This is a genomic window from Nitratireductor aquimarinus, from assembly GCF_017255295.1.
GTDB lineage: Bacteria > Pseudomonadota > Alphaproteobacteria > Rhizobiales > Rhizobiaceae > Nitratireductor > Nitratireductor aquimarinus.
Window position 1 is genome coordinate 63,159 of the sequence record NZ_JAFKDE010000006.1, and the last position, 12,272, is coordinate 75,430.

Below are 12,272 nucleotides of genomic sequence, written 5' to 3' on the forward strand. Positions count from 1 at the left end.
GTTATCCTGCGACTGCCTCGCGTCCCGCCGGCTGCGCATAGGCGACCGGGCGGCGCTTTTCGGGCTTGCGGCGCGTGAGCGCCAGCACGAAGCCCATGGAAATAGCCATGGCGATCAGCGATGAACCACCATAGGAGATGAAGGGCAGCGTCATGCCCTTGGCCGGCAGCATGCGGACATTCACGCCCATATTGATGATCGACTGGAAGCCGAACAGAATCACCAGCCCGCTCACCGCGTAGCGCGTAAAATCGTCTTCTTCGCGGCGCGCCTTTGAAAGACCGCGCAGCACAACGAAGGCGAAGATGCTCAAAATGATAAGAAGGATGATGATCCCGAACTCTTCGCCCGCCACGGCGAACACGAAGTCGGTGTGGCTGTCGGGAAGAATGCGCTTCACCGTGCCTTCGCCCGGCCCACGTCCAAACCAGCCGCCACGGGTGATCGCCTCGATGCTCATGTCCACCTGATAGGTGTCGCCCTCGCCGGTCAGAAAGCGGTCAATACGGTCGGCCACATGCGGGAAGATCGTGTAGGCGAGAAACGCGCCGCCCGCGCCCAGCGCGCCGAGCACGGCGATCCAGAGCCACGGCATGCCGGCGATGAAGAACATCGCGCCCCATGTGCCAAGCACCAGCATGGTCTGACCCAGATCGGGCTGCGCGACCAGAAGCGCGATGACGAGACCGAGCAGCAGCATCGCAAACAGATTGCCTGGAATTTCGGGCTGGCGCGCATGCTCATGGAAGAGCCAGGCGCAGATCACCACAAAGGCGGGTTTCAGATATTCCGAAGGCTGAATGGAGACGCCGAATATGTGGAGCCAGCGCCGCGAGCCCTTCACTTCCATACCGGCAAAGAGCGTCAGCACCATCAGCGCCAGAGCGCCCACCAGCATCACGAGCGCCAGTCGCCGCACCAGACGCGGGCTGAGGAACGAAACACCGATCATCACCACCACCGCAGGCAGCATGTAGACAATCTGACGCGTCACGAAATGGAAGCTGGACAGACCGATGCGATCGGCAACGGCCGGGCTTGCCGCAAACGACAGAACGACGCCAAGCCCCATAAGAAGCAGGAACGCGCCAAGGAACCAACGGTCAATGGTCCACCACCAATTGGCAACCGGGCTTCGGTCGGTGCGGCTCACCATGTCACTTGCTCCCCATCATCTCGGCGCCGGCGAGCGAACGAACCGCCTCGCGGAAGGCATCGCCACGCACCTCAAAATTCCTGAACTGATCGAAACTCGCACAGGCTGGCGATAACAGGACTACAGCCTCCGGCGCGGGATCGCCCGCCGCATCGCGCGCCGCATGGTCGACGGCTTTGTCTATGGTACCCGAAATCTCGAACGCCGTCGCCTCTCCGATCGTAGCAGCAAAGACTGGTGCGGCCTCGCCCACCAGATAGGCCTTGGCGACGCGCGGAAAGAGGCTCTTCAGCGTTTCAATCCCGCCATCCTTGGGCAGGCCGCCGGCAATCCAGTAAATGCGTTCAAAGCTTGAAAGCGCCCGCTCCGCCGCATCGGCGTTGGTCGCCTTGGAATCGTTGACGAACAGCACCCGCCCCTTGCGCGCCACCTGCTCCATGCGGTGGGCAAGCCCCGGAAAGCTGTTGAACCCGGCCTGTATCTCTTCAAGGCTGAGCCCGCATTCCAGACAGGCCGCCAGTGCGGCAAGCGCGTTCTGCGCATTGTGCGCGCCGCGCAGCGAGCCGATGCCTTCAAGTGTGGCAAGCTGTTCGGCAACGCCGTTCACCGCCCGCATGAGGGCGAGCCCGTCGAGATAGAACCCGTCATCGAGCCGGGACGTTGATGAAATGCGCTCGACCCTGCGCCCTGCCTCAGCAAGCCGGTCGGCGATGCGGCGGCAATCGGGATCGTCGACACCGACAATCGCCAGCCCGCTTTTCGCCACCAGCCGCTCCTTGATCGAGGCATAATTCTCGAACGAGCCGTGCCGGTCGAGATGATCGGGCGACAGGTTCAGGAGAATGCCGACCGAGGGGTCGAGCGTCGGTGCGAGGTCGATCTGGTAGGAGGAGCACTCCACCACGTAATGCCGTTCGGGCTGCGGCGCGTCGAGCGTCATGACCGCCCGGCCGATATTGCCACCCATCTGCGTGTCGCGCCCCGCATCGGCGAGAATATGCGCGATCAGCGCCGTGGTGGTCGATTTGCCATTGGTGCCGGTGATCGCCACCAGCGGTGCGTCGGGCGCATGGGCCTGCCGCTCGCGGGCGAACAACTCCACATCGCCGATGATCTCCACACCCGCCGCCTGGGCCAGTTCCACGCTCCAGTGCGGGCGCGGATGGGTGAGCGGCACGCCGGGCGACAGGACGAACGCATCCTGCGCGCTCCAGTCGATGCCGCGCAGGTCGCCCGTGGGCACGCCCTCGCCGGCAGCCCGCGCCACGCTTTCGGGATTGTCGTCGAACGCGGTCACCACCGCGCCACCGGCAACCAGCGCGCGCGCCGTCGCGATGCCCGAGCCGCCAAGCCCGAACAGAGCGACATTCCTGCCCTTGAAGACGGAGGCCGGGATCATCGCGCCCGCCCTAGCGCAGCTTGAGGGTGGACAGGCCCACCAGCGCCAGAAGCACCGCAATGATCCAGAAACGGATCACCACCTGGCTTTCGGTCCAGCCGAGCTTTTCGAAGTGATGGTGTATGGGGGCCATCAGGAACACCCGTTTGCCGGTCATCTTGAAGACCGCCACCTGAATGATCACCGAAAGGATTTCCACCACGAACAGGCCGCCGATGATGGCGAGCACGATCTCGTGCTTGGTGGCCACGGCAACCGAGCCGATCAGGCCGCCAAGCGCCAGCGATCCCGTGTCGCCCATGAAGATTGCCGCCGGCGGCGCGTTGAACCACAGGAAGCCGAGCCCCGCACCGATCACCGCGCCAAGGATCACCGCCAGCTCACCCGTGCCGGGCACGAAGTGGATCTGCAGATAGTTGGCGAAGATGGCGTTACCGGAGAGATAGGCGATCACGCCGAACGACGCCGCCGCCACCATGACCGGCACAGTGGCAAGCCCGTCGAGACCATCGGTCAGGTTCACGGCATTGCCCGCACCCACGATCACGAAGGCCGCGAAAGGCACGAAGAAGATGCCCAGATTGAGCAGGAAATCCTTGAAGAAGGGGAAGGTCAGAGACGAGGAGAACGGCGCCTGCCCCGCATTCATGATGACCCAGGCGGCAATGCCCGCAATCACGAATTCGGCCGTCAGGCGCGCCTTGCCCGAAAAGCCCAGATGCGACTGCTTCGTCACCTTGAGATAATCGTCATAGAAGCCGATGGCGCCGAAGCCCAGCGTGACCATCAGCACCACCCAGACATAAACGCTGGAGAGGTTCGCCCAGAGCGCACAGGAGCCCAGAATGCCCGACAGGATCATGAGCCCGCCCATGGTCGGTGTGCCGGCCTTCTTGAAATGGGTCTGCGGACCGTCGGCGCGGATCGGCTGCCCCTTGCCCTGGCGCACACGCAGCGATGCGATGATCATCGGCCCGAACAGGAAAACGATCAGCGCCGAGGTGATCAGCGCGCCGCCGGTGCGGAAGGTGATGTAACGAAATACGTTGAGAACCGAAACTTCATCGGCCAGGTCAACGAGCATCATGAGCATGGATCAGTCCCCCGTCGCCGCGCCCGGATAGGTTTTTAGGATGGCGTCGACCAGTTTGTTGAAGCCGATGCTTTTTGAAGATTTGATCATGACGGCGTCGCCGGGCTTCACAGCCGCAAGCACAAGCGCGCGCAGATCGTCCGTTGCTTCGCGGTGTTCCACCGGCAGCCCTTCGGGCAGTGCCGCGGCCAGCGCTTTCATTTCCCTGCCGGCGAGGAAAACGAGCTCCGTGCCCGCATCCGTCACCATGCCGGCGAGCCCGGCATGCAGCTTTTCTGCATGTTCGCCAAGCTCCGCCATATCGCCCAGAACGGCGATGCGCCGTCCACCGGCTTCCGGCTCGGCGCGCTTCAACAGGTCGAAGGCAGCCGCCATGGAGGCCGGATTGGCGTTGAAGCTCTCATCGATCAGCGTGAACGCGCCGCCATCGAGCATCAGCCGGTGGCGTGCGCCGCGCCCGGCCTCGGCGTCGAAAGAGCCAAGCGCCATCGCAGCCTTCTGCATGTCGGCCTGCGCCAAATGCACCGCACCCAGCGTCGCCAGCGCATTCTGCACCATGTGCCGCCCCGGCGCGCCCAGCCGCACCTCGGTCGCCTCGCCATCGATCTCGATGGCAAAGGTTGAGGATTGCGGACCACACTCCACATGGGTCAGCCGGATATCGGCCTTTTCGTGCGCGCCGAAGCCGGCAATGGTCTTCACGCCGGCCTCTTCGGCCAGACGCGCAAGCGTGTCCCAGTGCGCATCGTCGCGGTTGATCAGCGCCGCGCCGCCCTTCACCAGCCCCTCGAAGATCTCGCCCTTGGCGTGGGCGATTTCCTCAACGCTCTTGAAGAAGCCCAGATGCGCGGCAGCCACCAGCGTCACCACGGCGATGTGCGGACGCACCATCTTCACCAGCGGGCGGATTTCGTCGGGATGGTTCATGCCGATCTCGAAGATCGCGTAATCGCAATCGGCCGGCATGCGGGCGAGCGTCAGCGGCACGCCCCAGTGATTGTTGAACGAGCGGTCGGCTGCATGCACGCTGCCGCAGGCGGAAAACGCCTGACGCATCATGTTCTTGGTGGAGGTCTTGCCGACCGAGCCGGTCACCGCCACGATCTTGGCGCGGCTGCGCAGTCGCGCCGCGCGCCCAAGATCTTCCAGCGCGCCCAGAACGTCCGGCACCACCACCATCGGCACGGCCAGCCGGCCGAGCGCCGGCAGCTTCGCCTCGGCGACGATCAGCACCGAAGCGCCCGCCGCCATGGCAGCGGTGGCGAAGCTGTGCCCGTCAAAACGCTCGCCCTCAATGGCGAAGAACGCGTCGCCCGGGTTGAGCGTCCGCGTATCGATGGAAATACCGGTGATGGGGCCTGATGCCTGGCCCAGCGGTCTTCCGCCCGTCGCCTGCACCAGCGCCTCGAAGGTCCACAACGTGCTCATCCGGCGCGCTCCGCGAGTGCCGTGCGCACTTCCTCATGATCGGAGAAATGGTGTTTGCGGCCTGCAATTTCCTGACCCGTTTCATGGCCCTTGCCGGCCACGATCAGCGTGTCGCCTTCCTCAAGCATGGCGACGGCGGCGCGGATCGCTTCACGGCGGTCGCCGATCTCACGCGCGCCCGACGCCGCTTCCATGACGGCGGCGCGGATCATCGCCGGATCTTCCGAGCGCGGATTGTCGTCGGTCACGATGGCCACATCGGCGAGCCGCGCGGCGATCTCACCCATTATCGGGCGCTTGCCCGTATCGCGGTCGCCGCCGCAGCCGAACACCACGATCACGCGACCGGTGGTGAAGGGCCGCACCGACTGGAGCACATTCTCAAGACCGTCCGGCTTGTGGGCGTAGTCCACATAGACCTGCGCGCCATTGCCGGCCGTTCCGACCAGCTCCAGCCGTCCCGAAGCGCCCTTCAGCGTCTCAAGTGCGGCAAAGACCGTTTCCGCCGCAGTGCCGGTGCTGATGGCAAGGCCTGCCGCAACCAGCGCATTGGCCACCTGGAAGTCGCCCGCAAGCGGCAGGTCCACCTCGTAGATCACGCCATCGACATCCACTTCGGCGCGCTGGCGATGCCGCTCATGCTCAACCCGCTTCAGGGTCAGAAAACCGCCCTTGCGGCCCACGGTGCGCACATCGAGGCCTGCCGCCTTCGCCGCCTTCTCGGTCGGCTCCGACCACGGATCGTCAGCGAAGATCACCGCCGGCGCGCCCTTGGGCAGCAGCGCATCGAAGAGCCGCATCTTGGCGCGGTGATACTCCTCGATCGTCGGATGGTAATCCATGTGGTCGCGGCCAAGATTGGTGAAACCGCCGGCAGCGAGCCGCACGCCATCGAGGCGGCGCTGGTCGAGCCCGTGGCTGGAGGCTTCCATGGAGGCATGGGTCACGCCCGCCCCTGCGAGCTCATCCAGAAGACGGTGCAGCGCAATCGGGTCGGGCGTTGTCAGCTCGCCATATTCGTCGCGCCCCGGCGCAACCACCCCGGTGGTGCCGATGCTGGCAGCGGGCAGTCCCACATGTTCCCAGATCTGCCGCGTGAAAGAGGCAACGGAGGTCTTGCCGCTGGTGCCGGTCACGGCGACCATGGTTTCGGGCTGGCGCGGAAACACACGCGCAGCGCAGAGCGCCAGCGCACGGCGCGGATCGTCGGTCTCGATGACGGGAATGCCCGGATCGGACGAAAGCGCGCCCGGTCGGGCAATGATGGCCGCAGCGCCCTTGCGCGCAGCCTCCTGCGCAAAGGACGCGCCGTCCGCCTTTACGCCGGCGAGCGCGAAAAACAGGTCACCGGCTTCAACCGTGCGAGAATCCGACGAAACGCCTGAAATCGGTCGATCCGCCGGCAAGAGCCCCTGACTGGAAAGAATGTCTGCAAATTCACTGAATTTCATGGGCCCCGGCGCTTTCAATTACCACGTTTCCCCTCGGCGCATGGCCGACTCACTGCTGTGAGACCAGCAAAGCATTACTTTCTTGACCGAATTCGGGCTTCACGCCAAGAAGCGGCGCAGAGCGGCGAATGATGTTGCGCACCATCGGTGCGGCATTCATGCCCGCTGTTGCACTGATGCCATCCCGCTCCGGCTTCGGCTCATCGACGAAGACCAGGACCACATAGTCCGGATCATCGGCCGGGAAACCGGCGATGTAGGCGTTGAAGCGCACATTGTTTGAGTAGCGACCGTTGACGACCTTTTCTGCTGTTCCGGTCTTGCCACCCACATAATAGCCTTCCACCTCGGCGCGGCGGCCCGAACCCTTTTCCGTGTTGAGACGGAAGAGGTAGCGCATCTCGGCGCTGGTCTTCGGCGAGATCACCTGTTCGGCGATTTCGTTGGCCTCGGCCTCGGTGCGCGGCAGGAAGGTCGGCGGGAAAAGCTTGCCGCCATTCAGCATCGCTGCCGCTGCCACCGCCGTCTGAAGCGGCGTGGTCGCCATGCCGTGACCGTAGGAGATCGTGATCGAGTTGATCTTCTTCCAGGTCTTCGGCTCGGTCGGGAGAGCAACCTCCGGCAGTTCCGTGGGCAGGCGTCCCAGAAGGCCGATCTTCTGCAGGAAGGCGCGGTGTCCGTCGATGCCAACAACGTCCGCCATCTTGGCCGTGCCGATGTTGGACGAGTAGATGAAGATCTCCGGAACGCTCAGCACACGGCGCTTGCCATGGAAGTCGTTGATGGTAAAGCCGCCGATACGGATCGGCCGTGTGGCGTCAAAACTGTCATTGATGCTCACCAGGCCGGAATCGAGCGCCATGGCGGTGGTGAAGAGCTTGAAGGTCGACCCCATCTCGAACACGCCTGCCGACATGCGGTTCAGCCGATCCTTGTCGAGCGCGTTGACCGGGTTGTTGGGATCGTAATCGGGCACCGAGCCCATGCCCACCACTTCGCCCGTGCGCGCATTGAGCACCACCGCACCGGCGGCAATCGCCTTGTAGCGGTCGAGCGCCTGCACCAGCTCGTCGCGAATGATGTGCTGGACGCGCAGATCAAGAGAAAGCCTGACCGGCTCCAGATGCCCCTCGACCGCGAGGCCCGTCGCCTGAAGGTCGGCAAGCCCCTGATCGTCGACGAATTTCTCGATGCCGGCGATGCCCTTGTTGTCGATGTTCACGAGACCGACAATGTGCGAGGCCGTCGGGCCACCCGGATAGAAGCGGCGCTTCTCGGTGCGGAAACCAAGGCCCGGAATGCCGAGCGCCAGAATGTCGGCCTGCTGACGCGGCGAAAGCTGGCGACGCAGCCACACAAAACCGGCATCGCTGTCGAGCCGGCGATAGGTCTGCTGATAGTTCAGATCGGGCAGAACCGTGGAGAGCTTCTCGATGGCCTCGTCGATGTCGACGATGCGACGCGGCTCTGCAAAGAGCGATGCCGTCTTGATGTCGGTCGCCAGAACTTCGCCATTGCGGTCCACGAGATCGGGCCGCGACGCGGTCACGCGGGCAGCGGGAAGGCTCGCTTCGGGCTCTTCCTGCATGGCCAGATGCACGAGACGGCCGCCAAGCGCGGCGTAAATGCCAAAGATAACGGCCATGGCCATGACGACGCGGTTCTGCGCCCGGCCGCCACGCGCCTTGCCTGCGCCATCCATTACAATGGTTGCAGCCCCGCGGCGCACTGCAGAGGTATCCGTGTCGTGGGTGTATTCGCTTGCCCCAGTCATGGCCGCACCGCCCCGGTTGTCGTCTGGTCAGGACCGCCATCGGCACCCGCCATGTCGGTGACGATCCCCTCAATGGTCAATGGCCGCTCCGGCAGATCGGAGAACTCGGCGATGCGCGGCGCTTCCACCGGCTCAAGCCCCAGCTCTTCCTTGTAGGTTTCCGTCAGCCGCTGCAGGCGCGCAGGCTGTGTCAGCAGGCTCCAGTCCGCCTTCAGAATGTCGATGGAATCCTTCTCCAGCTGGGCCTGCCGCTCAATCGTGCGCAGTTCCTTGTAGCTGGCCTCGGCGTCGTGCTTGGTCTTGTAGGTAAAGGCGGCGGCAGCCATCATCACCGTGATCAGAACAATATCGCTTGTGCGAAACATCTGAGCCTACCTTTCACCAGCACGTGTCGGCCGCGGGAACCGCGAAAGACCGACAATGTCGAAATCCACATCGCCCGCCGGCGCATCGGTGCGCACGGCCAGACGCAGACGCGCCGAGCGCGCCCTCGGGTTGACGTCCGTCTCTTCCTTCGACGGCGAAACGGATTTCGCCGGTTTCTGGAAAAGGGGCGCCGCTTCCTGAACCTGCGGCAGATGGCGCGAACCGCCGGAACCGCCAGCCCGCTCAGCCATGAAACGCTTCACGATCCGGTCTTCGAGCGAATGGAACGTCACCACGACCAGCCGCCCGCCGGGCTTCAGAGCACGCTCGGCTGCAAAGAGCGCGCGCGCCAGTTCGCCCAGCTCGTCATTGACGTAGATGCGCAGGCCCTGGAACACACGGGTCGCCGGGTGGATCTTTTCCTGCGGACGCCGGCCCACGATTTTCTCGACCGCATTGGCAAGGTCGAGCGTCGTCTCGAAAGGCTTTTCGGCCCGAAGCCGCTCAAGCCCGCGCGCGATGCGCCCGGCCTGCCGCTCTTCGCCCAGAATGCCGAAGATGCGGGCGAGATCCCCCGCCTTCATCGTGTTGACCACGTCGGCTGCGCTCAGCCCGGTGCGCTCCATGCGCATGTCGAGCGGGCCTTCCTTCTGGAAGGAAAAGCCGCGCACCGCCTCGTCGATCTGCATGGAGGAAACGCCGATGTCGAGAACGACGCCGTCAACCGGCGCGCCCACCACCTCGTCGAGGCGGGAGAAGCGGTTCTCCACCAGACGCAGGCGTCCATCCCATTTGTCGACCAGCGCCTGCCCTGCGGCAATCGCCGTCGGGTCGCGGTCAATGGCCGTGACCGAACCGCCGGCTTCCAGAAGCGCGGTGGTGTAGCCGCCGGCGCCGAATGTGCCGTCGATGAAGGAATGACCTTCGAGCGGATGCAGGGCTTCAAGAACTTCACGCAAAAGAACCGGAATGTGGCGGGCCGGTCCGCCACCGGCCGGGCTTTCGCCGCCGGGGCCCGCCATCATTCCGACTGTCCGGCAGTCCGGCCGGATGCAGCCGCTTGCCGAAGTTTGAGAAGCCGTTCGCGCACTGCCTGCCCATGGGCCTTCAGCCGCTCCGGCTCCCAGATCTGAAAGAACAGTCCACGCCCCACGAAGGCCACTTCCTTCGTGATGCCCGTGTGCTCGCGAATAAAATCGGTCACCGTGATGCGCCCATCTTGATCGAATTTGAGGAAGGCGCCGTCGCCATGCACGAAAAAGGACATGTCGTCCGCCGTCTGCAGGAACGGATCCTCCTGCGCAATGCGCTCCTCGTAGCGGTCGAGCAGGTCGAGACCGCCCACATCCATCGCCGGGATGTCGAGCGCACGCAGTGCATAGAGGTCCGTGAAACCACGCTTTTGAACAACGGAGCGAAAGTGCGCCGGCACCGAGACCCGACCCTTGGAGTCGATCTTGTTTACTGCATTCGACAGAAACCGGTCCATGACGCTTAACGGCCAACTGGCCTATGCCCCTTTGCATCTCTTCAGCCGCTGTCAAAAGCGGCTCTCCGAATGTGTGCCCGCCCCTCTGCAAGGGTGAATCCCATACGCCACGTCGCCCTGAAAAAGAGGCCGACATGGGTGGAACCCGTACTCCAACTGCAACGAAACGCTGATTTGATTTATGGGGTACCATGGGCCGATATGGGCGTCAACGGGATTAACCTTCACTTATGCCTCGATGACAGGCGATTTCGGCATGCATCGGGCCATGGTCATTTATCGTGCATTAAGGCTAACAAAAGGTTAGGAAAGGCTTCGGGCCGGCCGGTCCGCACCTGCCCCAAAGTCACCCATGACGCCTGCGAGGAGCCCCATGTCCGACAGCCAGAACACCCGCGCTGCAAGCCTTTCGCACCTTCATTCGGCACGGCTCGCAAAGGGCGATCCGCTCTCTACGCCCATCGTCATGAGCTCGGTGTTTCATCTTCCCGGCGATCCCGCAGGCTTTAGGCAATATGGCCGTTTCGACAATCCCACCTGGGAAGCGGTCGAAGCCGCCCTCGCCCATCTGGAAGATGCCGAGACCGTGAGCTTCCCATCGGGCATGGCTGCAATTTCGTCCGTCTTTCTGGCGCTGCTTTCGGCTGGCGACCGGGTGCTTCTGCCCGCAGACGGCTACTACACGCCGCGCGTTCTTCTGGAGAAACACCTCTCCCGGCTTGGCATTCTTTACGACACGCGCCCCACGGCCTCCTTCCTTGAAGGCGGGTTTGAAGGCTACCGCATGGTTCTCATTGAAACGCCGTCCAATCCGGGGCTCGATGTGTGCGACATCGCGGCCGTCGCGAAGGCTGCCCATGAACATGGCGCCATCGTCGTTGCCGACAACACGACCATGACGCCTTTCGGCCAGCGCCCGCTGGATCTGGGCGCGGACATCGTTCTTGCCGCCGACACCAAGGCGGTCAACGGGCACTCGGATGTGCTGTTCGGCCATGTGGCAAGCCGCGACAGCACGCTGATCGGCGCGGTGCGCGACTGGCGCAAGCTTTCCGGCAACATTCCCGGCCCGTTCGAGGCCTGGCTGGTGCTGCGCGGGATCGAGACGCTTGAACTGCGTTTTGACCGGATGTGCTCGTCGGCCGAAACCATCGCCACCCGCCTTGCCGATCATCCAGCCATCAAGGCATTGCGCTATCCCGGCCTTGCAGGTGATCCATCCCATGCGCTCAGCCGCACGCAGATGCTGCGTTTCGGCTCGCTGATCGGGCTAACTCTGGAAACGGAAGAAAAGGCGGAAGCCTTCATCAACACCTGCCCGCTGCTCGAAGCCACGACCTCGTTCGGCGGCGTTCACTCTTCGGCTGAACGGCGCGCAAGATGGGGTGACGATGTGGCGGAAGGCTTTGTGCGCCTGTCGATTGGATGCGAGCCGACCGAGGCGCTCTGGGCATCCATCGAAACGGCGCTGAACGGCCTGTAAATTTACCAAAAGCATCCGGAATTTTCCCAAACGGGACAGAATTCCGGAAAATGAAAGACGAAAATGCCAGCCGGTCTATAAGCCGGATTTTGTATGGCCGCACCGCCCGAAAGCGATGCAACGTGACGACCATTCCTCTGGGACCGATGTTGCCATCGGCCTCTAGCAACCTACCCGAACGGTCAAGCCGGAAAAAGCCCTGAGGGTTGCCCCTCGCGCCGTTCCTATTCGGTCTTGCTCCCGGTGGGGTTTACCTTGCCGCCTCCGTTACCGTCGACGCGGTGGGCTCTTACCCCACCCTTTCACCCTTACCCTGCCCGAAGGCGGGGCGGTCTGCTTTCTGTGGCACTGTCCCTGGGGTCGCCCCCGCCGGATGTTATCCGGCACCGTTTTTCCGTGGAGCCCGGACTTTCCTCGCGAACAGCCTTTCGGCCCCGGTCCGCGCGGCCGTCCGACCGGCTGGCAATGCGTATAAAGGGTTTCATGCGGCAAAACGCAACTCAAAACAGCCGCGTTCGCGCAGGAAAGCGCCTTCGTCCCGAACTTAAATCGCCGCGCGCCCTTCCGGACGCGCGGCGATCCAAATTTCACCCGAAGCAGCGGAGGAACCGAAAACCGGTTTCCGCCGCCCAG

Annotated in this window: 10 protein-coding genes and 1 other RNA gene; 1 reads left to right on the forward strand and 10 read right to left on the reverse strand. The window is 63.7% G+C overall.

Annotation, left to right across the window (positions count from 1 at the left end):
- Position 1: 1 nt before the first annotated feature.
- From ftsW to mraZ, 9 genes are read right to left on the reverse strand one after another with little or no spacing between them, the layout of a single operon-like run.
- Positions 2 to 1,156, reverse strand: coding sequence for a putative lipid II flippase FtsW (gene ftsW, locus JYP46_RS11305; RefSeq protein ID WP_113155643.1), 1,155 nt, complete (start codon positions 1,154 to 1,156; stop codon positions 2 to 4).
- 1 nt (position 1,157) lies between these two features.
- Positions 1,158 to 2,555 (reverse strand): UDP-N-acetylmuramoyl-L-alanine--D-glutamate ligase, encoded by a 1,398-nt coding sequence (gene murD, locus JYP46_RS11310; protein WP_206548138.1) that lies wholly within the window; start codon positions 2,553 to 2,555, stop codon positions 1,158 to 1,160.
- 10 nt (positions 2,556 to 2,565) lie between these two features.
- A complete protein-coding gene (mraY, locus tag JYP46_RS11315) occupies positions 2,566 to 3,648 on the reverse strand; it encodes a phospho-N-acetylmuramoyl-pentapeptide-transferase (protein WP_113155645.1) in 1,083 nt (360 codons plus the stop codon).
- 3 nt (positions 3,649 to 3,651) lie between these two features.
- Positions 3,652 to 5,076 carry a UDP-N-acetylmuramoylalanyl-D-glutamyl-2,6-diaminopimelate--D-alanyl-D-alanine ligase gene (locus tag JYP46_RS11320; RefSeq protein WP_206548139.1) on the reverse strand — a complete coding sequence of 475 codons (1,425 nt, stop codon included), beginning with the start codon at positions 5,074 to 5,076 and terminating at the stop codon, positions 3,652 to 3,654.
- On the reverse strand, positions 5,073 to 6,527 hold the full coding sequence (locus tag JYP46_RS11325; protein WP_206548140.1) for a UDP-N-acetylmuramoyl-L-alanyl-D-glutamate--2,6-diaminopimelate ligase: 1,455 nt from the start codon (positions 6,525 to 6,527) through the stop codon (positions 5,073 to 5,075). Before JYP46_RS11325 ends, JYP46_RS11320 begins: the two co-directional genes overlap by 4 nt.
- A gap of 49 nt (positions 6,528 to 6,576) precedes the next feature.
- The gene (locus JYP46_RS11330) at positions 6,577 to 8,301 is read right to left on the reverse strand and encodes a peptidoglycan D,D-transpeptidase FtsI family protein (protein ID WP_113155648.1); all 1,725 of its coding nucleotides are present in this window, start codon (positions 8,299 to 8,301) and stop codon (positions 6,577 to 6,579) included.
- Complete coding sequence (ftsL, locus tag JYP46_RS11335) at positions 8,298 to 8,666, reverse strand: cell division protein FtsL (protein WP_113155649.1); 369 nt, start codon at positions 8,664 to 8,666, stop codon at positions 8,298 to 8,300. Before ftsL ends, JYP46_RS11330 begins: the two co-directional genes overlap by 4 nt.
- Before the next feature lie 6 nt (positions 8,667 to 8,672).
- Positions 8,673 to 9,692, reverse strand: a complete 1,020-nt coding sequence (gene rsmH, locus JYP46_RS11340) for a 16S rRNA (cytosine(1402)-N(4))-methyltransferase RsmH (RefSeq protein WP_206548141.1) — start codon at positions 9,690 to 9,692, stop codon at positions 8,673 to 8,675.
- Positions 9,689 to 10,156: a division/cell wall cluster transcriptional repressor MraZ gene (gene mraZ, locus JYP46_RS11345; RefSeq protein ID WP_206548142.1), complete on the reverse strand. Its 468-nt coding sequence runs from the start codon at positions 10,154 to 10,156 to the stop codon at positions 9,689 to 9,691. Before mraZ ends, rsmH begins: the two co-directional genes overlap by 4 nt.
- Positions 10,157 to 10,529: 373 nt before the next feature.
- Here mraZ and JYP46_RS11350 point away from each other — a divergent pair, with 373 nt between their 5' ends.
- On the forward strand, positions 10,530 to 11,639 hold the full coding sequence (locus JYP46_RS11350) for a cystathionine gamma-lyase (RefSeq protein WP_206548143.1): 1,110 nt from the start codon (positions 10,530 to 10,532) through the stop codon (positions 11,637 to 11,639).
- A gap of 62 nt (positions 11,640 to 11,701) precedes the next feature.
- On the opposite strand, the gene rnpB is transcribed toward JYP46_RS11350, so the two are convergent.
- Positions 11,702 to 12,102: RNase P RNA component class A (gene rnpB / locus JYP46_RS11355), an RNA gene on the reverse strand.
- Positions 12,103 to 12,272 lie beyond the last annotated feature (170 nt).